The 23284-nt window shown below is 63.0% G+C and carries 24 protein-coding genes; 14 read left to right on the top strand and 10 right to left on the bottom strand.

Annotation, left to right across the window (positions count from 1 at the left end; genetic code table 11):
* Positions 1-14 precede the first annotated feature (14 nt).
* From ACKAMS_RS08765 to ACKAMS_RS08795, 7 genes are all read left to right on the top strand, one after another.
* Positions 15-965 (top strand): metal ABC transporter solute-binding protein, Zn/Mn family, encoded by a 951-nt coding sequence (locus ACKAMS_RS08765; protein WP_408988892.1) that lies wholly within the window; start codon positions 15-17, stop codon positions 963-965.
* A gap of 102 nt (positions 966-1067) precedes the next feature.
* Positions 1068-1910 carry a metal ABC transporter ATP-binding protein gene (locus ACKAMS_RS08770; protein ID WP_408988930.1) on the top strand — a complete coding sequence of 281 codons (843 nt, stop codon included), beginning with the start codon at positions 1068-1070 and terminating at the stop codon, positions 1908-1910.
* Positions 1907-2788, top strand: a complete 882-nt coding sequence (locus ACKAMS_RS08775; protein WP_003945811.1) for a metal ABC transporter permease — start codon at positions 1907-1909, stop codon at positions 2786-2788. The genes ACKAMS_RS08770 and ACKAMS_RS08775 overlap by 4 nt, the downstream gene beginning before the upstream one ends.
* Before the next feature lie 34 nt (positions 2789-2822).
* Positions 2823-3584 (top strand): LamB/YcsF family protein, encoded by a 762-nt coding sequence (locus ACKAMS_RS08780; RefSeq protein WP_408988893.1) that lies wholly within the window; start codon positions 2823-2825, stop codon positions 3582-3584.
* A complete protein-coding gene (gene pxpB, locus ACKAMS_RS08785; protein ID WP_084326791.1) occupies positions 3581-4195 on the top strand; it encodes a 5-oxoprolinase subunit PxpB in 615 nt (204 codons plus the stop codon). The genes ACKAMS_RS08780 and pxpB overlap by 4 nt, the downstream gene beginning before the upstream one ends.
* Before the next feature lie 57 nt (positions 4196-4252).
* Positions 4253-5125 carry a biotin-dependent carboxyltransferase family protein gene (locus ACKAMS_RS08790; RefSeq protein WP_408988894.1) on the top strand — a complete coding sequence of 291 codons (873 nt, stop codon included), beginning with the start codon at positions 4253-4255 and terminating at the stop codon, positions 5123-5125.
* A 77-nt stretch (positions 5126-5202) separates the two neighbouring features.
* Positions 5203-5895, top strand: coding sequence for an LpqN/LpqT family lipoprotein (locus tag ACKAMS_RS08795; RefSeq protein WP_408988895.1), 693 nt, complete (start codon positions 5203-5205; stop codon positions 5893-5895).
* Positions 5896-5983: 88 nt separating this feature from the next.
* Here the strand turns inward: ACKAMS_RS08795 and ACKAMS_RS08800 are convergent, their stop codons facing one another.
* The gene (locus ACKAMS_RS08800) at positions 5984-6625 is read right to left on the bottom strand and encodes a hypothetical protein (protein ID WP_029254438.1); all 642 of its coding nucleotides are present in this window, start codon (positions 6623-6625) and stop codon (positions 5984-5986) included.
* Positions 6626-6991: 366 nt separating this feature from the next.
* On the opposite strand from ACKAMS_RS08800, the gene ACKAMS_RS08805 reads away from it, so the two are divergent.
* The gene (locus ACKAMS_RS08805) at positions 6992-7711 is read left to right on the top strand and encodes a hypothetical protein (protein WP_408988896.1); all 720 of its coding nucleotides are present in this window, start codon (positions 6992-6994) and stop codon (positions 7709-7711) included.
* 172 nt (positions 7712-7883) lie between these two features.
* Positions 7884-8681 (top strand): AraC family transcriptional regulator, encoded by a 798-nt coding sequence (locus ACKAMS_RS08810; RefSeq protein ID WP_019746842.1) that lies wholly within the window; start codon positions 7884-7886, stop codon positions 8679-8681.
* Between the two features lie 4 nt (positions 8682-8685).
* Here the strand turns inward: ACKAMS_RS08810 and ACKAMS_RS08815 are convergent, their stop codons facing one another.
* Entirely contained in the window at positions 8686-9675 is a 990-nt protein-coding gene (locus tag ACKAMS_RS08815; RefSeq protein WP_029537512.1) for an iron-siderophore ABC transporter substrate-binding protein, read from the bottom strand.
* 199 nt (positions 9676-9874) lie between these two features.
* Between ACKAMS_RS08815 and ACKAMS_RS08820 the strand changes: the two genes are divergently transcribed.
* Both ACKAMS_RS08820 and ACKAMS_RS08825 read left to right on the top strand, forming a co-directional pair.
* Positions 9875-11503: an ABC transporter ATP-binding protein gene (locus ACKAMS_RS08820; RefSeq protein WP_020968390.1), complete on the top strand. Its 1629-nt coding sequence runs from the start codon at positions 9875-9877 to the stop codon at positions 11501-11503.
* Positions 11500-13281 carry an ABC transporter ATP-binding protein gene (locus ACKAMS_RS08825; protein WP_141487802.1) on the top strand — a complete coding sequence of 594 codons (1782 nt, stop codon included), beginning with the start codon at positions 11500-11502 and terminating at the stop codon, positions 13279-13281. The genes ACKAMS_RS08820 and ACKAMS_RS08825 overlap by 4 nt, the downstream gene beginning before the upstream one ends.
* A 34-nt stretch (positions 13282-13315) precedes the next feature.
* Here ACKAMS_RS08825 and rlmB read toward each other — a convergent pair whose 3' ends face one another.
* From rlmB to carD, 5 genes are read right to left on the bottom strand one after another with little or no spacing between them, the layout of a single operon-like run.
* The gene (gene rlmB, locus ACKAMS_RS08830; RefSeq protein WP_019746838.1) at positions 13316-14293 is read right to left on the bottom strand and encodes a 23S rRNA (guanosine(2251)-2'-O)-methyltransferase RlmB; all 978 of its coding nucleotides are present in this window, start codon (positions 14291-14293) and stop codon (positions 13316-13318) included.
* Between the two features lie 2 nt (positions 14294-14295).
* Complete coding sequence (gene cysS / locus ACKAMS_RS08835; RefSeq protein WP_003945830.1) at positions 14296-15690, bottom strand: cysteine--tRNA ligase; 1395 nt, start codon at positions 15688-15690, stop codon at positions 14296-14298.
* Between the two features lie 11 nt (positions 15691-15701).
* Positions 15702-16178 (bottom strand): 2-C-methyl-D-erythritol 2,4-cyclodiphosphate synthase, encoded by a 477-nt coding sequence (gene ispF / locus ACKAMS_RS08840; RefSeq protein WP_019746837.1) that lies wholly within the window; start codon positions 16176-16178, stop codon positions 15702-15704.
* A complete protein-coding gene (gene ispD, locus ACKAMS_RS08845) occupies positions 16179-16877 on the bottom strand; it encodes a 2-C-methyl-D-erythritol 4-phosphate cytidylyltransferase (RefSeq protein ID WP_019746836.1) in 699 nt (232 codons plus the stop codon). It abuts the gene before it with no gap.
* Between the two features lie 22 nt (positions 16878-16899).
* On the bottom strand, positions 16900-17388 hold the full coding sequence (gene carD, locus ACKAMS_RS08850; protein WP_003945666.1) for an RNA polymerase-binding transcription factor CarD: 489 nt from the start codon (positions 17386-17388) through the stop codon (positions 16900-16902).
* Positions 17389-17653: 265 nt separating this feature from the next.
* On the opposite strand from carD, the gene ACKAMS_RS08855 reads away from it, so the two are divergent.
* Positions 17654-18289 (top strand): copper chaperone PCu(A)C, encoded by a 636-nt coding sequence (locus ACKAMS_RS08855; RefSeq protein WP_003945942.1) that lies wholly within the window; start codon positions 17654-17656, stop codon positions 18287-18289.
* A gap of 98 nt (positions 18290-18387) precedes the next feature.
* A complete protein-coding gene (radA, locus tag ACKAMS_RS08860) occupies positions 18388-19821 on the top strand; it encodes a DNA repair protein RadA (protein ID WP_003945739.1) in 1434 nt (477 codons plus the stop codon).
* A gap of 23 nt (positions 19822-19844) precedes the next feature.
* Here the strand turns inward: radA and ACKAMS_RS08865 are convergent, their stop codons facing one another.
* The gene (locus ACKAMS_RS08865; protein WP_019746834.1) at positions 19845-20405 is read right to left on the bottom strand and encodes a PaaI family thioesterase; all 561 of its coding nucleotides are present in this window, start codon (positions 20403-20405) and stop codon (positions 19845-19847) included.
* 96 nt (positions 20406-20501) lie between these two features.
* On the opposite strand from ACKAMS_RS08865, the gene disA reads away from it, so the two are divergent.
* On the top strand, positions 20502-21587 hold the full coding sequence (gene disA / locus ACKAMS_RS08870; protein WP_024487741.1) for a DNA integrity scanning diadenylate cyclase DisA: 1086 nt from the start codon (positions 20502-20504) through the stop codon (positions 21585-21587).
* 25 nt (positions 21588-21612) lie between these two features.
* On the opposite strand, the gene ACKAMS_RS08875 is transcribed toward disA, so the two are convergent.
* Both ACKAMS_RS08875 and ACKAMS_RS08880 read right to left on the bottom strand, forming a co-directional pair.
* Positions 21613-22356, bottom strand: a complete 744-nt coding sequence (locus ACKAMS_RS08875) for a DUF4232 domain-containing protein (protein WP_019746833.1) — start codon at positions 22354-22356, stop codon at positions 21613-21615.
* A 97-nt stretch (positions 22357-22453) separates the two neighbouring features.
* Positions 22454-23092, bottom strand: coding sequence for a carbonic anhydrase (locus ACKAMS_RS08880; RefSeq protein ID WP_019746832.1), 639 nt, complete (start codon positions 23090-23092; stop codon positions 22454-22456).
* Positions 23093-23284: the final 192 nt, after the last annotated feature.

Raw genomic sequence — 23284 nt, forward strand, 5'->3', positions numbered from 1 at the left:
CAGGAGAAAAGCACGTGCGTTCGTCGTCGAAATTCCGCACCGCCACCGCCCTCGCGGCCGTCTCGGTCGCCGCAGCATTCGCGCTCACCGCGTGCAGCTCCAGCTCGTCGAAAGACGAAGGCATCACCGTCGTCGCATCGACGAACGTGTGGGGCGACGTCGCGCAGGCCGTCGCCGGCGACAAGCTGACCGTGACGTCGATCATCAACGAGCCATCCGCGGACCCGCACTCGTTCGAGGCGACTCCCGCCGATGCCGCCAAGATCACCGACGCATCGCTTGTCGTCTACAACGGCGGCGGCTACGACCAGTTCATCACCGACGTCCTCGACGCGGGCAAGGGTGAGCAGAAGACGGTCAACGCCTACAACCTGCTCGACGGCGGCATCCACGCCGGCGAAACCGCGGGCGAATCGCATGACGGTCACACCCACGGCGCAGTCAACGAACACGTCTGGTTCGACATTCCGACCGTCGACGCCGTCGCACATTCGGTTGCCGATCAGCTGAGCGCTCTCGATCCGGACAACGCGGCGACCTACGAGGACAACGCGAAGGCATACAGCCAGAAGCTCGCCGGCGTCACAGCGATCACCGATTCCATCGCCGCTGCCCACGCGGGCGCACCGGTGGCGCAGACCGAGCCGATCGCGCACTACCTCCTGGTCGCAGCTGAACTGAAGGACGCAACTCCCGAAGAGTTCACCAGTGCCATCGAAGACGGCAACGATCCGTCACCGGCCGCAATCGCCGCAACGCGCCAGCTCCTCGCGGAGAAGCAGGCCCGCGCACTGGTCTACAACATCCAGACGCAGGACAAAGTGACCCAGGACATGCGCACCACAGCCGAAACCGCCGGAGTGCCCGTCGTCGAGGTTACGGAGACTCTCCCCGAGGGCCTGGACTACATTCAGTGGCAGACGCAGACCGCGGAGTCGCTCGCAAACGCCCTCTCTGCCCAGTAATTATTTGCCCCACCATTTCCGAGAAGAACCGATCGGCTTGTGACAGAAACTTCCGCGAATACTCCTGTGCCCCCTGGTAACACCGTGCCTTCTGGCAACACCGTGCCCGCTGTGACGCTGAAGGACGCTCGATTGTCCTTCGGTGCCCGCACCCTCTGGGACGGACTCGATCTCGAGGTACAGCCAGGTGAGTTCATCGCCGTACTCGGACCGAACGGGTCGGGCAAGACCTCGCTCCTGAAGATTCTGCTGGGCCAACTACAACTCAGCGGCGGTAGCGCACAGATCGTCGGCACGCCGGCACGGGCCGGGAACTCACACGTCGGGTACATCCCGCAGCAGAAATCCATCGACGACGGCCTCCCGCTCCGCGGCCGCGACCTGGTCGGCCTCGGCGTCGACGGTCACCAGTGGGGTACTGGCCTACTGCGTCGGGGTCGTCGCCGCAAGATCGTGGACGCCGCCATCGCACAGGTCAGCGCCCAGTCGTTTGCCGACGCTCCCATCGGTTCCATGTCCGGCGGTGAGCAGCAGCGACTGCGGATCGCGCAGGCTTTGGTCGGCGACCCGCGGATCCTGCTGTGCGACGAGCCGCTGCTCAGCCTCGACCTCGCCAACCAGCACCTGGTCTCGACGCTGATCGACAAGCGTCGGCGCAGCCATGACACCGCAGTGCTGTTCGTGACGCACGAGATCAATCCGATCCTGCCGTTGGTCGATCGAGTGCTCTATCTGGTGGACGGCAAATTCCGGATCGGGACGCCGGCCGAAGTGATGACGTCCGAGGTTCTCTCGGATCTGTACAACACCGACGTCGAAGTGTTGCAGGTTCGTGGCCGCCTCGTCGTGATCGGCACCGGAGACGCCATCGACGCGCTCGGCAGCGCAGGCGGACTACGGCCGGGAGAAGGCGTTCACCATTCTGATGAGGATCACCACCAGTGAGTAACAAGTTCACCGACGCGATGTCGCGGATGTTCGACGTGTCCGCCACCGTCGACCTACTGCAGTACGACTTCGTCCAACAGGCGTTGATTGCCGGTGCCATCCTCGGATTGTTGGCAGGCATTATCGGGCCGCTGATCGTGAGCCGTCAGATGTCGTTCTCGGTGCACGGAACGAGTGAACTGTCACTGACGGGTGCATCCGCCGCACTTCTCGTCGGTGTGGGCGTCGGCTTCGGTGCCATCGTCGGATCCGTGGTCGCGGCAGTGCTGTTCGGGCTGCTCGGAGCCAAAGCGCGGGACCGAGATTCGGTGATCGGTGTGATCATGGCTTTCGGTCTCGGCTTGTCGGTGTTGTTCCTCTGGGCGTACGACGGTCGCACGGGAACCAGCTTCTCACTGTTGGTCGGACAGATCGTGGCGCCGGGAAACAGTGGTCTCGAACTTCTGCTGCTGTGCGCGGTCATCGTGATCGGCACACTCGGATTCATCTACCGCCCTTTGCTGTTCGCAAGCACCGACCCCGAAGTTGCTGCAGCTCGCGGTGTTCCGGTTCGGGCACTGTCGATCGTGTTCGCAGTGTTGGTCGGCATCACCGCAGCACTCGGCGTACAGATCGTCGGTGCGTTGCTGGTGATGTCGCTGCTGATCACCCCCGCAGCGGCCGCCGCGTACGTCACGGCAAGCCCACTCAAGGCCACGATCCTCTCCGTCGTGTTCGCCGAACTGGCAGCCGTCGGCGGCATCCTTCTCTCGCTGGCACCCGGCGTTCCCGTCTCGAGTTTCGTCACCTCGGTCTCGTTCGTGATCTACCTGATATGCCGACTCTTCGGATCCGCACGTCGCAAGAATGCGGGACGGATTCCGGCGCACGCCTGAACACCGAGAGCCCATACCTACCTAGAATCGAGGTATGGGCTACAGCGTTGATCTGAACAGCGACCTCGGCGAGGGCTTCGGAGCCTGGACTCTGGGCGACGACGACGCCATGCTCGAACTTGTCACCAGCGCGAACATCGCCTGCGGATTCCATGCCGGCGACCCGACAACGCTGTTGGCGACTTGCGAATCCGCAGCCACCCGCGGCGTGCGGATCGGCGCGCAGGTGGGTTACCGAGACCTCGCGGGTTTCGGCCGACGCTTCATCGACATGTCCCCGAAAGACCTCACCGCCGACGTCATTTATCAAATAGGGGCACTCGACGGTTTGGCTCGTGTCGCCGGATCGCGGGTCACGTACGTCAAACCCCACGGCGCGCTTTACAACGCAATAGTCCATCACCGACGGCAGGCGCGGGCCGTGGTCGCCGCCGTCGTTGCCTACGACAGTTCGCTACCTGTTCTCGGACTACCTGGTTCGATGTTTCTGGAAGAGGCGCGCGAAGCCGGTCTCGACGTGGTCGCCGAGGCTTTTGCCGATCGCGCGTACACGGCAGAAGGCACCCTGGTCCCCCGCACCGAGTCGGGCGCCGTTCTGCACGACCCGGCGCTTGTTGCAGAACGGGTTCGGCGAATGGTCGTCTACGGCGAGTTGGATGCGGTCGACGGGAGCACCCTCAAAATTACCGCGGAGTCGGTGTGCGTACACGGTGACAGTCCGGCAGCCGTCGACATGGCCGCAGCGATCCGCGCTCTCCTCGAATCCTCCGACGTCGAGATCACACCGTTCACATGATCACGATCCTGCCCGCCGGTGAATCCGCAGTCCTCGTCGAATACGACGAACTGCCGAGCGTGCTGGGCAACTTCAGGGCTCTCGACGCCAGTCGGATCCCCGGAGTGATCGATCTGATTCCCGCGGCGCGAACCATCCTGATCGAGTACGACAACACGATCACCGGGCACAAACTCGTGGAGAAGTGGGTACGTGGGGCCGTACCGATCGAACTCACAGCAGATGAGAGCGGGCCTGCTGTCGAGATTCCGGTCCGCTACGACGGCGACGATCTCGTCGAAGTGGGCAAGCTGACCGGACTCGGGGTCGACGGTGTCATCGAGGCTCACACGTCTGCGTCGTGGACCGTCGCGTTCATCGGTTTCGCCCCCGGCTTCGCGTATCTGACCAGCAACGAGAGAAAGCTCGAAGTTCCACGTCGATCGGACCCGCGCAGGCAGGTCCCGGCCGGTGCAGTCGGGTTGGCCGGACCGTTCTCGGGCGTCTACCCGCGTAGCTCCCCGGGCGGCTGGCAGTTGATCGGAACGACGGAACTGTCGGTGTGGGATGCCGAGCGCCGCCCGCCGGCGCTGCTTCTACCCGGCACCACAGTCACCTTTGTCCGTGCATGATTTCGGTGCAAGCATGATTTTGGTGTCTTCACCGCGTTGTTGCGGGACAATGGATTCATGGCCTGGCTCGAGGTAGTGCGTACCGGCCCGCTCGCCACAGTTCAGGACCGCGGGCGGAGAGGCTACGGCGCTCTCGGGGTCGGCAGATCCGGCGCCGTCGACATGATCTCGCACGACAGCGCGAACAGACTCGTAGGCAACACTTTTCGAGCAGCAACCATCGAAGTCACCACTGGGGGTTTTGCGATGCGGGCCGTCGGTTCGATGACGGTGGCAGTGACAGGCGCGCGGGTGCCGCTGGCCGTCGACGGACGGCCGGCACCTGACTACGCGAGCATCCACCTGGGCGGTGGCAGCACTATCGAATTGGGTTACAGCACAACCGGGTTGAGAACGTACATCTCTGCGCGCGGTGGCGTCGACGTCCCGCAGGTACTCGGCAGTAGATCCACCGACACGCTCTCCGGGCTCGGGCCGCCGCCGCTCGCCGCCGGTGATCTACTCCTCCTCGGGGCAGAGGAAGGGACGTGGCCCACCGAAGAGTTGATTCCACCGCCGGCATCTGCACTCGGCGCAGTTCCGATCGAGATCACGCTCGGCCCCCGAAATTCCTGGTTCACCGCCGCATCCGTTCACGCGCTCCTTCACACCACGTGGAAAGTCACCGAACACACCAACCGAGTCGGGGTCCGGTTACAGGGCCAAGGGCCTTTACATCGCTCACGCACCGAGGAATTGCCGAGCGAAGGCGTCGTGATGGGATCCATCCAGGTGCCGCCAGGCGGCCAGCCCGTCGTATTTCTGGCCGACCATCCCGTGACTGGCGGATACCCGGTCATCGCCGTCGTTTCCGACGCTGGGATTGCGTCGCTGGCACAGCTGCGGCCCGGCAGCACCATTACCTTGAAGGCCACTACCAGGCCGTCCTAGCGCTGATAGTCTCAGCCGCGCCAGCAATGCTGCCGGCGGCGCTCGGCCGTCGCCAGAACCTGAAGGACTGTCACACTATGAGCCCTAAGAGCAGCACACTTGCTCTCGGAATAGCGTCACTGATCACTGCTGCACTCGTCCTGTCCGGATGCAGCAGTTCGGAAAGCGGCGACGCTGTCTCCAGTGATACCAACACCAGTGAGACCACCGCTTCCGAAAGTTCTGCATCCTCGTCGTCTGCCGCTCCCGCGACGCCGACTTTGCGGGACGGGACACCGTTCATCGGTGAGCGGACGACGATCGAAACCGGCGACGACCCCGAAGCGCCGAACATCAGCGTCAGCCTCCCGCCGAGCTGGACTCACGGTGAGAACATCCCTGCCGGCGTTACTGATGCGTTGTCCAGCAACAGCCAGGAACCCAGCGGTTTCATGCCGAACACCACCGTGACGGTCGAAAACCAAGGCACCGCAACAAAAGACGAGGTTCTTGCCGCTGCGCGTGAAACGATCGCCACCCTCGACGGGTGGACAGAAGTGAAGTACACCGAGATCGACGTCGACGGACAGCAGGGGTTCCGCCTCTCCGGAACCTGGACCGCCCCAAACCTGGACGTTCCGCTCTACGCCGTCATGACGGTCGTCGCTTACCAAGCCGACGACAACTCGCCGGTCTACCTGGTCAGCTTTGCGAATCAGTTCACTGACATGACGAACATGCAGACTTCCAACCAGGTGGAAGAAATTAATACCTCGATCGAATTCGGCTGAGCACCTCATGATTTGAGCACTTGATCACCGAACAACCGCGGCGGGCCGAGACTACGACAGTCTCGGCCCGCCGTTTCACAACTCTCGACTAGCTCGAGCCGAACAGTCCGCTGAGGGAACCGAGGCCACCACTCAACGAGCCGAGCGATCCGGTTCCGCCACCGGTTCCGGGGCCAGTGGGATCAACCGGATCAACGGGATCAACCGGGTCAACGGGATCGACCACATCCGCGGCGCGGACAGTGATGGACGGGCCCAAGTTGGCGAAATTCGCACTCGACTGGAATCCGTTGCCCATCACCGTGGCACCTACCGCCAATCCACTTCCGTACACGGTTCCCGGCGCACACGAAGCAGTGACCGTGTAACTGGTCTTCATGGTCACCGGTTTGCTGCCGTTGTTGATCCAGCCGGCACTGGTCACCTCGAGCGTCGTGGCTGTCAGTTCCGGCGTTTCAGTGGTTTCGGTCATCGTCCCGCCAACGTGAAACTTCGTGACCTTCGCCGAGCCCGGGACAAAGGTCAAGCATGCGGCATGCGTCTCGGTGAACCTGCTGATATATCCGTCGATTCCGCTCTTCTTCGACACTGTCGTGTAGGTGATCGTGTCACCGATCTTCGGGGAAGCATTGTCCACGGTGCGAGTAAATGTGTAGGCACCAGAAGTTGCCGTCTCGGCAGTCGCGACTCCCGCACCCAGCGCGCTTGCGCCCACAGCAAGAGCAATCACCCCCAAACCAGCTCCAACGGTGGACAGACTACGATTCCTGGATCCAAACATTGCCACGAACAATCTCCACTCTGTGTGGTTCCAGGACAACCGAATTCATTGATTACTGGAACTTGTTGCAACCCGACTCTCGAAGTACGATACAGTCGACCTGGACATTCGCCCAGCTTTTCGCCGAATTGGTCGCCAATCAGTTAACAACAGGCAATCAAGGTCGAAAAAGTCCTCTCAATTCGGACTTTTCCGTAAATTCTGCCGAACTGACACATAGGCAAGCGTCCGATAAGTTTCAATGGTTACCACGGCGCAACCTTTGAAGAGTCATCCCCATCGCCGTCAGCGTGAACCCCTCGAACGGAGAATTTCATGTCACGTTTCTCAATGCGCAAAACACTCACCGGAGTAGCAATCGCTGCGCTTGCAACCAGCGGGCTCGTAATGACCGCAGGCACCGCGAGCGCCGATGCCACCCACCCGTCCTCGGCAACGGTCAACTCCTCCAACGTCCGGATCACCAAGAGCATCGTCGGCGACGGCGAAGTTGCACCCGGCGGCAAAGTCACCGTGCGCACGGTCATCTCCACGACCGGCCACCCCGAGCGTTATGTCGACCAGTTCGTCGATCGCTACCCCGCCACGTTCAAATACGTCCAGGGCACGGCGACGGTCAACGCTTGGCATTTGATCGGCGGTCAGAAGACCGAATCCGTCACGCCTTCGGTTGACACTGCCGCCCGAACCGTGAATGTGCCCAGCACCGGTTGGCTGATCTCGCCCACAGGCAGCAAGACCGTGACGATCGAGGCGCAGTACCTCGTCGCCGACGATGCACCGATCGGTTCGTACCAGGAAATATCGAGCTCGATCGGCATCTCGACGTTCAACACCGAGCAGAACATCAGCGGCGTCTACGCCAAGATCCGCGCCAAGAACCCCGGTGAGGCTGCCGCATCGGGCTCGGCAGATCTGGGCTTCGGCTCTTCTGACGGCGAGGGCGGAACCGGTTCGGCCGGCTCCTCCATCCTGGACAACCCGGCCGGCTTCATCTCCGACATCATCAGCGGTGTCCTGGCCAACGGCAGCTGATTCACCTGCTCCACCTGTAAACACTCCGTCGGGGAATGTGATCGAGGGTGGCATCGAGTCTTCGGACTCGGTGCCACCCTCGGTCTTTTGTCGCGACCGCACTCCGTCGTGCCCTGCGCCAAAGAACCAAATAGGAAAGCATTACCTAAGTCATTCGCGGTATGATCCACCGATGAGTTCCACAGGATTTCCGTACTGGGCTGTGCCGGCAGGCCGGTACGTTCCGCTCCCCTTCGCCATGACGACGTCCACCATCGGGCGCGATCAGAAGCGCGCGTGGCGTGAGATCCGCCATCCCGAGCACGAACTCCTGTGGGGCGCTTCCGGCGAGATGAGCGCGTACATCGACGACGTTCGTTGGCAGATCCCACCGACGGTCGGCATGTGGATTCCGGCTGGAACTCCACGGCGCATCACGCTCGGCGCATCCACCGAGGCTCGCTTCACCTATTTCCGGCCCGAGTCGTTCCCCCACCCGTGGACGAAGCCCGCGATCATCGGCATCGACGACGTGGTCAAGACGATGCTCATCCATCTGCACCAGCGAAACATGCCTACCGAGGCTCGCTTGCGGGCGGAATCCGTGGTCTTCGACACGCTCGCGCCCATCGAGGCGGCTGATGTCGCAGTGCCGATGCCCGCCGATCCCCGGGCCCTCGCCGTTGCACGCCGCTTGATCGCCGACCCCGCCGATCAACGCGGGCTTGCCGATTGGGCCTATGTGGTCGGAGGAAGCCCCCGTACCCTGAGCCGCGTGTTCTCTCAGGGAACGGGGATGTCCTTCACCGAGTGGAGGATTCAAGTTCGCGTCCGCGCCGCGATGTCCTATCTCGCTGCGGGCGTTCCTGTTTCGACGGTTAGCCGTCGCGTCGGATACGAAACCCCCAGCGCCTTCACCAGCGTGTTCCGCAAGGTCACCGGACGAACACCGAAGAACTATTACTCGGACGCGTGCGAATTGTCAGCCTAGCTGGTCAGAAGCCGTTCATCTTCGAGACCAGTTCGGCGAAGGCATATTTGACGCTCAGCGACGTGGGCGAAGCCAGTGCCATGACTCGGGCCAGACCGAGCTGCTGAATCAGCCTGCCGTCCTTGACTGCAGGCAGGTCGGCAAACAACTTGTCCCCCATCAATCCGGGGAGCCCCTGACCACTCGCGTCGTTGAGCACGATCACGTCCGCGTCCAGTTCGTTGTACTGTTCGCGCGATGCAGTCACCGACCCCTGGGTGTCCCCGCACAGCTCTGCGCTTCCGGCCGACTGCTTCAGTCCGAGCTGGGACATCAGGATGACTCTGCCGTCGTCGGCGCAGTAATTGGTGAGGCCGTCGATGTTTCCCGAGAGGAAGGTCAAGGTTTTCCCGTTCAGATTCGGGGACCCAGCAGCCAGGTCGGCTATGGAATCGTCAGTTTCCTCGATCAGCTCAGCCGCCCGCTTCGGTTGTCCGAGTACTGAACCGATGGTCGACATCTGCTCTTGCCACGTAGTCGCCCATGCGGTCTCCTTGAACGGAATCGTGGGTGCGATCTGAGAAAGACGTGCATAGTCGTCTTCGGTGATTCCCGAGACCACCGCGATGATCACGTCCGGCTCCAACGCCAGGATCTGCTCGAAAGGCACACCGGAAGTGCTGTCGAGCAACGTGGGTTCGACGTCGCCCAACAATTCTTCGTCCCACGGCAGGATTCCGTTCTCCAAGCCTGCCCCGCTGAACGACTCCATGGCGACGGGCGTCTTGCCCAGTGCCAGGACCGAATCCTGGCTGTTCCAGCCGATGGTCACGATCCGCTGAGGTTCGGTCTCGATGGTGGTCGAGCCGTACGCGTGATCTACGGTGACCGGCAGCGCACCGGTCTCGGCCAACTGCGTCGTGTCCTCCGACGCTGTTGACTCGGTGCTGCTCTGGCAGCCTGCGAGCAGGGCAATCGCGGCCAACGCAGCCACTATTCGGGTAGTGCTTTTCATCTTCTGTCAGCTCTCTTCGCAAACGTACTTGTTTCGACCAGGCAGGTATATCGAGACCTGATCCCGGTAATGGGGTGTCGATACTCCATCTGTCCGCTGCCGCGTAGCCCTTGGCATCTGCGAGCACTTTCCGCACCCGCTCCGGCTCTACCGTAGAACTGCACAACGAGTGTTCAGATCTGGGCGAGGAGTTTCACGAGTGTCAGCGCTGCCCGAAACTCGTTCCGGTCCGATGGAGATGATCAGAGTCGGATCGTTCTCCTCCGGACGCGGCCCGCGACTGGTTGCAGCCGTCACCGGCCAGGCGTCGTATCAGGTAGCTCAAGCCCTCATTCCGGTGCTGATCGGTACCGTCGTCGACCGTGCAATCGGAAAGTCCGACAGCACAGCACTTCTCGTGTGGCTTGCTGTGTTGTGTGCTCTGTTCGTGGGACTTGCTCTGTCGTGGCGCATCGCGGTTCGCCTGAACACGCAGGTCTTCGTCTACGGCGAACACGACCTACGATTGAACGCTGCCAGACGGGTCCTCGATGCCAGAGGCATGCAAGCTCAGCGCTCGACGGGTGAAGTTCTCACCATCTCCACCTCGGACGCCTCACACGTCTCGGGCTTCTCCTGGGTTGTCGCCGAACAGGGCTCAGCTTTTGCGGGGCTCGCCGCGGCAGTGATTTCGCTTGCCTTCGTCTCGTGGCCGCTCGCACTGATCGTCGTACTCATCACTGCTGCGCAGCTCGTATTCATCCACAAGATCAGCGGTCCACTGGACGAGCGTGTGTATGCAGAGCAGAAGAAGGCAGCCGAGGCAGGCATGCTTGCAACTGATTTCACGCTGGGTCTGCGGGTACTGAAGGGTTTCGGGGCTGAGCCCACGGCCCTGTCGCGATACGTCAACGCGAGCCGGGAGTCGATGAAGGCAGCGATCCGGACGGTCAGAGCAATGTCCAGCCTGACCGCGCTCAATTCCGGGGTCTCCGCGTTGGTGCTGGCTTCGGTCGCGCTTGGAGCCGCGTGGATGGCGCATCAAGGCACGATCACCGTGGGCAACTTCGTCACCGTTGTCGGCTTGAGCAGGGTCATTGCCGGTCCGATGGAAACTCTGGGGTTCTTCGGTGCAGAACTCGCTGCCAAGCGAGGCTCCGCACGCAGACTGTCCGAACTCCTGGCCGAGCCGCACCTGATCGAACTGCCGCCTTCCACCGCCCCGATCAGCGCTGTCAGAAGTGAAGACGCCCTGCTGATTTCGACGGACAACGGAACTGTCGTCTCAGCTCGCCGCGGCGAGGTGGTGGGCGTGCGCGCGGACGATTCCGCTCACCGACTGGCACGCCAACTCGCCTTTCAGACTCCGCTGGACCCCGACTGCTACTTCGTATTCGGCACCGATGCAACCGAACTCGGTCCGGACGGAGTTCGCGATCAGGTGTTCGTCTCCACTCATGAAGGGACCGTGTTCACCGGCACCGTCTTCGACAATCTGGCTGCACCGAACGTCGACTCGTCGGCAATGACGTCATCTGCGCTCGACGACGTGTTGACGCATCTGCCCGACGGCCACCTCTCCGAGGTAGGTGAGCAAGGAAAGAAACTCTCCGGAGGTCAGCGCCAACGACTTCTGCTCGCCCGCGCTTTGCATCAACCCCAGCCGATCCTGGTCCTCCACGAACCCACCACTTCCGTGGACTCTGTCACCGAGCATCGAATTGCACACTCACTGAGAAACTTTCCCGACAAGGCCATTGTGGTGATCACCTCGAGTCCGACCTTGCTCCATTCGTGTGACCGTGTCGTCACGATCGACCACGCCGCTCGGGACGGAGACTCGCTGTGACCGACACCCTTCCGGATACATCTGCTGTTCCGGCTGCATCTGCCTTGCCGATCGCGTCGACCACACAGACGGTCCACGCATTGATCGCACTGCTTCGGCCACGGGGGCGAGCGCTCGCACTCACGACCGTCGTACTTCTCTCCGCTACGGCCTGCGGCCTGTCCACCCCGGCGCTGCTCGGGCTCATGGTCGATGCGGTTACGGAGGGCAAACCGTTTGTCTCACTTCTGCGTATCACCGCATTCATGCTCGGTGCAGCGGCAGCAGGAGTTGCGCTGACCTGGTGGAGCACACAGCTTCTCGCGAATGTCGCGCAGAACGTGCTGGCCGATCTTCGTGAGGACGTGTTCGCCGCCACGCTCGCGCAGCCGTCGTCACTGGTCGAGGATGCCGGAACCGGTGATCTGATTTCCCGGGTCTCGGGTGACGTCGAAGCGGTCAACACCGTTATCGCACGGGTGCTGCCCGCAACGGTGTCCGCCCTGTTCATGATTTCACTGACGCTTGTCGGTGTGGGAGTGATCGATTGGCGATTCACCGTGGCAATCGTTGCCGTTGCACCAATTCACTATTTCGCTCTTCGCCATTTCCTCCGACGCTCCGGACCCGTCTACCGACGCTCTCGCGCTGCGCAGGCCAGGCGGGGACAGCAGCTCATCGAAACCCTGGGTGGTGCAGGTACTGTCACTGCCCTGCGTCGAACCGACGAGCACATCGGCCGAATCGCCGAGACCTCCGAGCATGCCATCAGCTTCGACATGCAGGCAGTTCGACTGCGCACCAACTTCTTCGCTCAACTCAACGGCGCCGAACTGCTCGGACTGGCCGCGGTCCTGAGCGTCGGCTACTGGCTCGTGACCACGGGATCGGTGTCCATCGGGGCCGCTACCGCCGCTGCGCTCTACTTCCACAGTCTGTTCAGCCCCATCGCGGTATTTCTCTCGAACATCGACGAATTGCAGGATGCGGGTGCCAGCCTGGCTCGCCTGATCGGTGTCACCGCGATGCCCGGGCGTCCCGCGAGCATTCCTGCCTCGGCTCGGTCCGCACCCATCGGAGTCGACGTGAAGCGGGTTTCTTACTCGTACGACAACTCCACCCCGGTGATCGATTCGATCTCGATCTCGATCGCACCGGGGGAACGAATCGCCGTCGTCGGCAGCAGTGGTGCCGGAAAGACCACACTCGCCAAACTGATTGCCGGCATCATTCCCGTCGGGGACGGGCGAATCACCGTCGACGGCACACCGATTGACGACCTGAGTGATGCCGAACTTCGGCACAAAGTCGTCCTGGTCAGCCAGGAAGTTCACGTGTTCGTCGGGACGATCGCCGACGATCTCCGGTTGTGCGCACCAGATTCGGACGATGCGAAGATCACCGAAGCCGTCGAAACGATGAAAGCTCAATGGATCCATGAGCTTCCGGACGGGCTCGAGACCAGGGTCGGGGCGGGCGGGTACCAGTTGACGGCGGCACAGGCACAGCACATAGCCCTCGTCCGGCTGGCTCTGCTCGACCCGCCCGTCGTCATCCTCGACGAGGCGACTGCCGAAGCCGGAACCACTGCAGCCGGTCTACTCGATCAGGCAGCCGAGCTCGCAGTCACCGGCAGGACTGCCGTGGTGATCGCACACCGCCTGAGCCAAGCAGTCCGCGCCGATCGCATACTCGTCATGAGCGGTGGCCGCGTGGTCGAGAGCGGGACACATGACGAACTGATCGGCGCGGACGGTTCCTACGCTGCACTGTGGGAAGCCTGGTCGGTACGGAGCTAGAACCCCGCCAGGCTCACCTGAAAGCCGTTACAACTCAGCTGCTACGACGCCTGCGGGCGATGTCCGCCAGGACGACTCCGGCGGCAACCGAGGCGTTGAGCGACTCGACCGGACCCGCCATCGGAATCGACAGGATCGCATCGCAGTTCTCGCGGACGAGGCGCGAAAGGCCCTTGCCCTCGGAACCGACCACGATCACCACGGGACCGCTGCCGTCGAAATCGTCGAGAGTGGTGTCACCTTCGGCGTCGAGACCGACGACCTGAACACCCTTCGACGCCCAGTCCTTGAGCGTGCGGGTGAGGTTGGTTGCCCGAGCAATCGGCAGACGAGCGGCAGCACCGGCGCTGGTACGCCAAGCGACAGCACTCACGCTCGCGCTACGACGCTCCGGAATCACGACGCCGTGTCCACCGAAAGCTGCGACCGAGCGCACAACGGCACCCAGGTTGCGGGGATCGGTGATGTTGTCCAGCGCGACGAGCAGTGGCGGCTCGGCGTGCTTACGTGCCTCGGACAGAAGATCGTCCGGGTGCGCGTAGCGGTACGGCGGAACCTGCAGAGCGATGCCCTGGTGAAGACCGTTGGCGCTGAGGCGATCCAGATCCGAGCGCGGCACCTCGAGAATGGAAATACCGGCGTCGGCAGCCCGCTGAACGGATTCCTTCAACCGGTCGTCGCTCTCGGTACCGACAGCCACCCACAGCGCCGTCGCCGGAACACCCGCGCGCAGGCACTCCACCACCGGGTTGCGACCGAGCACAGTCTCGGGACCGTCGAGAACCTTGCGGCCCGGCCCCGGACGGCCACCGCGGCCCTGGTTCTGCTTATCGTCGGCCCGGGCGGCGCGCGCTGCACGCTTCGCCGCTGGGTGCTTGGTGCGTGCCTCGGCGGGAGGCGTAGCACCGCGGCCGGCGAGACCACGCTTGTGCTGGCCACCGGAACCGGCAACCTGGCCCTTCTTGGTGCCGCCCTTACGGACTGCGCCGCGCCTGCTCGAGTTTCCAGCCATTGTTACTGCCCTGCCTTAAGGGACCATTCGGGTCCGTCGGGAGTATCGGTTACTTCGATACCCGCCTTGATGAGGCGATCGCGGACCTCGTCCGCCACCGCCCAGTTCTTTTCCGTACGTGCCTGCTGCCGACGATCGAGATCGGCCCGCACCAACACGTCCAAAGCTTCCATTGCCGTCTCGGTGTCGCCACCGGACTGCGTCCAATGCTCGTCGAGTGGGTCGACGCCCAGGATCGCGAGCATGGCCCGCACCTGACCGGCAGCCACCCGAGCCGCGTCGAGATCACCGGCAGCGAGCGCGGAATTACCCTCGCTCGCCTTGCCGTGAATCTCGGCCAACGCGATCGGCACCGACAAGTCGTTGTCGAGAGCCGCCGCGAAACCTTCGGTCCACGTACCGAGTTCGACGCCGCCCGCACGCTTGTGTGTGCGCAGGACGAACGACTCGAGCCCCTGGTAGGACTTCGCGCTTTCGTCCAACGCCTCGTCCGAGTACTCGAGATTGGAACGGTAGTGCGCACTACCGAGGTAGTACCGAAGTTCTTGCGGACGAACCTTCTTGAGCACGTTCGGCACCGAGAGAACGTTGCCCAACGACTTGGACATCTTCTCGCCACTCATCGTGACCCAGCCGTTGTGCAACCAGTACTGAGCGAAATCGTCGCCGGCGCACTTGGCCTGCGCAATTTCGTTCTCGTGGTGTGGGAAGACGAGATCGCGTCCACCACAATGGATGTCGAATGCGGCCCCGAGGTAGAACTCCGCCATGGCCGAGCACTCGAGGTGCCAGCCCGGACGGCCAGGTCCCCACGGCGTCGGCCACGAGGGCTCACCGGGCTTGACGGCCTTCCAGAGCGTGAAGTCGCGAGGATCGCGCTTGCCCTCGGCCGCACTCTCGCCCTGATGAACGTCGTCGAGTTTGTGGCCGGACAGTGCGCCGTACTCGGGGTAGCTCTGCACGTCGAAGTAGACGTCGCCGCCCGCCGCGTACGCGTGGCCGTTCTCGATCAGGCGTTCCATCATCTCGACCATCTGCGTCACGTGACCGGTGGCCCGCGGCTCGATGGACGGCGGCAGCACACCCAGTTGGTCGTAGGCCCACGTGAACGACCGCTCGAACGTCGCCGCCCACTCCCACCAAGGTCGACCGGCGCCGGCGGCCTTGTTGAGAATCTTGTCGTCGATGTCCGTCACGTTGCGCACGAAGGCAACGTCGTTGCCGTGCGCCAACAGCCAGCGTCGCAGCACGTCGAAAGCGACGCCGCTACGAACGTGTCCGATGTGAGGATCGCCCTGAACTGTCGCCCCACACAGGTACACCGATGCATGTCCGGGGGCCAACGGAACAAAATCCCGAAGGGCCCGCGTACCGGTGTCGTATAGGCGCAGGGTCACGACCAGCGATCTTACCTGTCGTGTTCGGTTGTCATGACCAACGCGGTGGCCATGGCGGCGATCCCCTCGCCGCGACCGGTCAAGCCGAGCCCGTCCGTGGTGGTCGCGGACACCGAAACAGGCGCGCCGAGAATGTCCGAGAGCACCTTCTGTGCCTCGCCGCGTCGCGGCCCGATCTTCGGTCGGTTGCCGATGACCTGCACCGCGGCGTTGCCGACGGTGAACTGGTTCTCTTCGAGCAGTCGACGAACCTCGGCAAGCATTCGAGCGCCGCTCACGCCGTCCCATTCGGGCCTGCCGGTGCCGAAAACCGAACCGAGGTCGCCAAGACCTGCGGCGGAGAGCAACGCGTCACAGAGCGCGTGGACGGCGACGTCGCCGTCCGAATGCCCCGAGCACCCGTCTGCTTCCTCGAACAGCAACCCGGCCATCCAGCAAGGTCGGCCGACCTCGATGGGATGAACATCCGTGCCGAGACCGACGCGCATCTATTTTCCGTCCTGTGAGTCCGCGCTCAACTCTGTCTCCGAGATCAGGAGCGCCCGTGCAAGGACGAGGTCGAGCGGAGTGGTGATCTTGAAGGCGAGAGCGTCGCCGGGAATCGTCTGCACCGAAACACCGAGACGCTCCACCAGAGCGGCGTCGTCGGTCGCGGCGACGTCACCGGCGTCGTACGCACTGCGCAGGACGTCGGTGGAGAAGCCTTGAGGAGTTTGAACCGCACGCAACTCCGAACGCAGAGGCGTTCCGGTGACTGCGCCGAGTACGTCGACCGACTTGATCGTGTCGGTAACCGGGAGTACCGGGATGACAGCGGAGCTGCCGGCTCGGAGAGCGTCGACGACGCGCGCGATCAACGCCGGCGGTGTCAATGCCCGCGCGGCGTCGTGCACGAGTACAAAATCTGCATCGCCGGCAGCACTGAGACCGGCTCGAACCGAATCGGTTCTTTCGGCACCACCACCGACGACGTCGACGTCCGATGCACGACCGAGGTCGGCTACGACGGATTCGACCAGTTCAGGCGGCACAATGACAACAACGCGGTCGATCGCTCCGGATTTCCGGAGTCCATCGACCGCGCGTGCAAGCATGGTGCACCCACCGAGTTCGACAAATGCCTTGGGCAATTTCTCGCCCAATCGCACTCCCCGACCTGCGGCAGGTACCAGGGCTACTACTGCCACTGTCAGCTTTGTTGTGTTGCAGTCAGGACGCGGCCGCGAGGACCTCGTCGAGAATGGTCTCTGCCTTCTCGGTGTCAGTGCCCTCGGCGAGCGCGAGCTCTCCGACGAGAATCTGACGAGCCTTGGCGAGCATGCGCTTCTCACCAGCGGAAAGCCCGCGGTCCTGCTCACGACGCCACAGGTCACGAACAACTTCTGCAACCTTGTTCACGTCACCTGAGGCAAGCTTCTCGAGATTTGCCTTGTATCGACGAGACCAGTTGGTGGGCTCCTCGGTGTGCGGTGCTCGCAGAACCTGGAAAACCTTGTCGAGGCCTTCTTGGCCGACCACGTCACGAACTCCGACGTACTCTGCGTTGTCTGCAGGAACCCGTACTGTGAGATCGCCTTGAGCGACCTTCAGAACCAGGTACTCCTTCTGCTCACCCTTGATGGTGCGGGTTTCGATAGCTTCGATCAGCGCCGCACCGTGATGGGGGTATACGACGGTGTCTCCGACCTTGAAAATCATGTGTCCCGTGCCCCTTTCGATTCCACTAGTTTAACACGTGAAAGAACCGACCACTCATCAACTGTGCAGGTCAGGGGCATCCTTGCTCAAGCGTAGGGGTTGACAGGGCTTGTTGTACGTGCATTCAACTGGTCTGGAGCACCCCTGCATAACCGACTGAAAGCCCACGCAGACAACCGTTGTGGCGACCCGACGGCCAGCCCGCGGGACCTTATCTACTACTCTGCCTAGTGGAGTGCGAACCTGACGCCGTGGAGGACAAATCGTGACTGCTATCCGTAAGCCGACTCGTCGAGTCGCTACCGCCATTGCACTGGCTGCAGGCGCAGCCATCGCGCTGTCCGCTTGCGGTTCCGGACAGGTGAGCCAGACCGCCGTCCAGCAGGCCGCCGTGAACGGCAACAGCGCCGACCTCGGTGAGATCGCACTGCGCAACGTGCACATCGCCTACCCCTCGTCCGAGGAATACAGCATCGAGCCGGGCGGCAACGCCGTGCTCGCGTTCACCGTCGTGAACGACAGCGCCGAGACCACGGACAAGCTCGTCAGCATCACCACCGATTACGCAGCACGCGTCATCGCAGGTGAAGAGGTAGGTGGCTTGACGATCAAGCCGCAGACGTCGCTGCAGGCCGGCCAGTTGCCCGCAGGCGAAGGTGCCGCGACCGAGGCAGAGACCCAGATCAAGAACAACGAAGAGAACGACGACGCACCCGCTGCGCTCACTCTCGTCGTTCTGCAGGACATCAAGGCAGGCGTTCGCCCCGGCTTGACCGTCCCGATCACCTTCAAGTTCGAGAAGGCCGGCTCGGTCACCGTCGACGTACCGGTCGACGCAGGCCCGCAGCTCGAGCGCAACGAGTCGGACAAGTCGCCCGACGTTGCAGAAGCCGGGCACTGAGCCCCGAATCACCAAGGCGCACACTGCGCTTCGCAGAACAACTTCAGAATCACACTAGAGGCGGGGTCCATGTCGGACCCCGCCTCTAGTCTGTCCCGGTGGCCAAAGTGAAATCGAACTACCGCTGCTCCGAATGCCAGTCGGTAGTGCCCAAGTGGGTCGGTAGATGTCCGGACTGCGATTCGTGGGGCTCGATGACCGAGGTCGCGGTAGTGGCACCCGTCGCCAGTCGCGCCGGCGCATCACTCGCCAAAGCGGGATCGAGCGCCGTGCTCCCTACGACGCCGGCCACGCCGCTGACACAGATCGACAGCACCTCGACGCAGGCCAAGCCCACCGGGATCGGCGAGTTGGACCGCGTCCTCGGCGGTGGCGTCGTACCTGGTTCGGTGGTGCTGCTCGCGGGCGAGCCCGGAGTCGGAAAATCGACGCTACTTCTCGAGGTCGTCTACCGCTGGGCGATGCGCAGCGCGGATGATCGAGCGTTGTACGTCACCGGCGAGGAGTCCGCCGGTCAGGTTCGACTTCGGGCAGATCGCACCAACTCTGTCCACGAACGGATGTATCTGGCGGCCGAATCCGATCTCGCGACCATCCTCGGCCACATCGAGCAGGTCAAGCCGACCCTGGTCATCGTCGACTCGGTGCAGACCATGCTTGCTGCCGACGTCGACGGAGTCGTCGGCGGCGTGACTCAGGTCAAAGCCGTCACCAGTGCCCTGACCTCCCTGGCCAAGGCCAGTGGAATCCCGGTGCTTCTGATCGGCCACGTCACCAAGGACGGCGCCGTCGCCGGACCGCGCTCGCTCGAGCATCTCGTGGACGTGGTTCTGCACTTCGAGGGTGACAAGCACTCCACGCTGCGCATGGTCCGCGGCGTCAAGAACAGATTCGGTGCGGCCGACGAGGTGGGATGCTTCGAGCTGAGCGAGCAGGGCATCAACGAGATCAGCGATCCGTCCGGCCTGTTCCTGCATCACCGCGAAGAAGCTGTGGAAGGCACGGCCGTCACCGTAATGATGGACGGTAAGCGACCGCTACTCGGTGAAGTTCAGGCCCTCGTCGCCGCCACGCCTCTACCGACACCTCGTCGAGCCGTCAGTGGGCTCGACACCGCCCGCGTGGCCATGGTTCTGGCCGTGTTGGAGCGCCGCGTCGGGGTGTCGATCTCGAAGGCCGACGTCTACGCGGCGACCGTCGGCGGTATGCGGATGACCGAGCCGGGTGCCGATCTGGCTCTTGCCATAGCGGTCGCTTCCGCTGTGAAAGCCAAACCTGTCCCCAAGGGGCTCGTCATCCTCGGCGAGGTCGGACTCGCCGGAGAGGTTCGACGAGTTGCCGGCGTGAACCGACGGCTGATCGAAGCTGCCAGATTGGGATTCACCAGCGCCATCGTGCCGGTCGATTCCGGCCCGAACATTCCCGGCATGCGCGTCAACGAAGTAGCGAACCTGGCCGAGGCACTCGCCTATGCCGGATTGATGGGCGGCAAACAAGCCCCGTCTCGCCCCAAGCTCACTCCGGTGAAGTGACCGGCCTGCGGCCGACTACCGCGTCAGACCGACGAGGTGCCGAACGGGGAAGTCGGTTCGCCGTCCACGAACTCCTTGGTCTTGGCGAAGTGTTCCGACGTGATGGTCAGGAACAGTCCGCGGGACGTTCCCACCACCGTGTCCGGATCCGCTGTCGGACCTTCGACGATCACCGCTTCCGCACTGGTGTAGACCTTGCGGCGCACAACGCCGTCGATGCGAGCCCGAAATTCGAGCACCGATCCCAACGGGATGGGCCGGGCGAAGTCGATCTCGAGGTGCCCGGTCACCACCGGCGAGCCGAGAGCCATGCATGCCATGCCTTGCGCCTCGTCGAAAGCCGTCGACAAAATACCGCCGTGAATGACCCCCGGACCGCCCTGATACTTCTTGGCGACCTCCAGACGGCCCGTCACTTCCAACCCGTCACCAGCCCTGAAACTCATCGCCATTCCCGCAGGCTGGTCGTCGCCGCAGCCGAAGCATTTCGACCAGTGCTGAGGCAACTTCTCGCCGGCGGCCGGAAAGAATTCGACCGGCTCCGGGACAGTCAGGTCATCAGGCAGGGTCCAGGTACTACTCATGGATAGGTAATCTAAACGGGGATCAGTCCGGTGCAGGCATCGGACCCGACCGAAGTGACATCGACCTCAGCAGGGAGTTTCTCAATGATCAGTGCGATGGCGGACACACAGTCGTCGTCGGCATTGCGAGAGACCATCGCCAGGTTGGCGCCGGGTACCGCTTTGCGAGACGGGCTCGAACGAATTCTGCGCGGCCGTACCGGCGCGCTGATCGTCCTCGGATACGACGAGGAGATGGAAGCGCTGTGTGACGGCGGATTCAACCTCGACGTGGAGTTCGCACCGACCCGATTGCGCGAGCTCTCGAAGATGGACGGCGCGGTAGTCCTCTCGACGGACGGCACACGCATCGTGCGCGCCAATGTCCAACTGGTTCCCGATCACAAGATTCCCACCGTCGAATCCGGCACCAGGCACCGTGCCGCCGAGCGCACGGCAATTCAAACCGGCTATCCCGTGGTCTCGGTCAGTCAGTCGATGTCGATCGTCAGTGTGTACGTCGGTGGTATCCGGCACGTCATCGACGGCTCGGCCACCATACTTTCGCGCGCCAACCAGGCCGTCGCGACGCTCGAACGATACAAGGCGCGACTCGACGAAGTGACACGGCAACTGTCGGTGGTCGAGATCGAGGATTTCGTGACTCTGCGCGACGCGTTGACCGTCGTACAGCGACTCGAAATGGTTCGCCGTGTGTCGATCGAAATCGAGCAGGATGTCCTCGAGCTCGGCACCGACGGTCGCCAGCTGGCATTGCAGCTCGAAGAACTGGTCGGCGACAACGACATTGCACGTCAACTGATCGTTCGGGATTACCTTGCCGGCCCCGAACCCATCGGCACCGCGGCGATGGACAACGTCCTCGTCGCACTCGATCGCGTCACCGACGCCGACCTACTCGATCTCACGACTCTTGCGCGTGTTCTCGGTTATCCGGGCACGATCGAAGCCCTCGACACTCCGATGACTCCTCGCGGATATCGCGTACTGATGCGTGTACCTCGATTGCAGTTCCATCAGATCCACCGGTTGGTCGGATCATTCGGCACTCTCCAGTCGCTGCTGGCCGCTACGGCTGCCGATCTGCAGTCGGTCGAGGGCATCGGCGGGCTGTGGGCCCGTCACATACGTGAGGGACTTTCCCGGCTCGCGGAGACGTCGATCACCGGATCGTTCAACTAGCGGGCCTGTTCGGGCTTGCCCGCTCTCACGCGATGTTGAACGGCTCCGGGGAGCTTCGCAGTGCGCCGAGCTGACCGACAACCGTGTACGCGCCTGCGCCCACCGGATTGCGCTCGGGGTTCTGCGCGGTCGCGCACTCGGGGGTCGACGTCGTGGCCGACCAGGCGACCTTGAACGCAGCTTGCTCGCCGGGAGCGAGATTGCGTACGTCGGCTGCGGGCTGGGGATAGCAGTCGACGTTGGACCACAAACGGGTCTTGCCGTCGATGCTGTAGACGAGCACCTGCTGCAGGCCGCCCGCCAGATCTCGATCACAGGGTGCCGAACCGATGTTGGTGATGACGATCGTGAAGGACGGCTCTTCACCGGGAGCGAAGGTCGCCTTGTCTGCGGTCGCCTTGACTGCCAACGACGAGTCCGCGCACTGACCAGCCGGGACCGGAGCGCCGGTGGTCGACGAGGACGATGCCGACGTCGACGATCCCGAAGCCTGCGTGCCCGAGCCACCTGATCCACCCGCAGCACCGCCACCCGAACCACCGTTACCGTCCGGCGCGTTGGAGCCGGAAGGGTTGGGGGTGAAGGAGACGTCCGTCGTCAGCGAGGAACTCGCAGCGGCCGAATTGGCCTCAGGAGTATCGCTTCCACCGCCGAAGAGGGCGGACGCCGCCCAGATGATCAACGCCAGTGCAATGACGGCGGCACCAATGGCCAGCGCCCGGCGACGCCAGTAGATCTCGGGGGGCAGTGGTCCATTCGGTTCCAACACGGACTCAACGGTAGTTGGCGCAGGGTCCACTAACCGTCAGCTGAGGCGGCGTGTCGGTACCCATTGTCTGCTACCGGGTATCACTGCCCCGGAAGATCTAACCCTCGACGGTCTCGACGCTCTCGCCGATGTCGCCGACCGCGCCCTGAACTCGCATGTGACCGTCGGACAATGTGTACGTGACGCCGACGATCGCGCACGCACCGTTGTCCACCTTGTCTGCGATGATCCGCGACCTCTGCATGATCAACGAGCCGGTCTCCACGACGTGTCGACCTTCGAGTTCGTCGACGGTGGACAAGCCCTCGTTGCGACCCATCAGGATGGAGGGAGCAACGCGCTCGACCACGCTGCGAATGAAGCCGTCGGGAACCGCACCCTTGTCCAGGGCGTCGAGCGTTGCCTTCACCGCACCGCAACCGTCGTGACCGAGGACGACGATGAGCGGCACGTTGAGCACGTGAACGGCGTACTCGATCGAACCGAGCACCGAATCGTCGAGCACGTGGCCCGCCGTACGCACGACGAACATGTCGCCGAGGCCCTGATCGAAGATGATCTCGGCGGCTACGCGCGAATCACCGCAACCGAACAGCACCGCGGTGGGGTGCTGCCCATCGACGAGCTTCGCGCGATCGGCGATTCCCTGGCTGGGGTGAATGGACGCGTCGTTGACAAATCGCTCGTTGCCTTCGCGAAGGGACTTCCAAGCGGAAATGGGGCTTGATCGTGGCATTCACTCATTGTGCACCCGTCGCATTTCGGACTCTCGCCGGGAAGGTTGCGTAGACGCAAACGGAAGCTCCGCGTCCACATTCACGCCTTGTGATGGCGTGCCCGAATTGGAACTTACTTCAGAGTCAGTTTCCTGATACCGTCTCCGAACGTGACCTGGAGCACTTCGACCTTCCGAGTGTGATCGAAGAAA

It is taken from the genome of Rhodococcus sp. 5A-K4 (assembly GCF_046097995.1).
GTDB classification, from domain to species: Bacteria; Actinomycetota; Actinomycetes; order Mycobacteriales; family Mycobacteriaceae; genus Rhodococcus_F; species Rhodococcus_F erythropolis.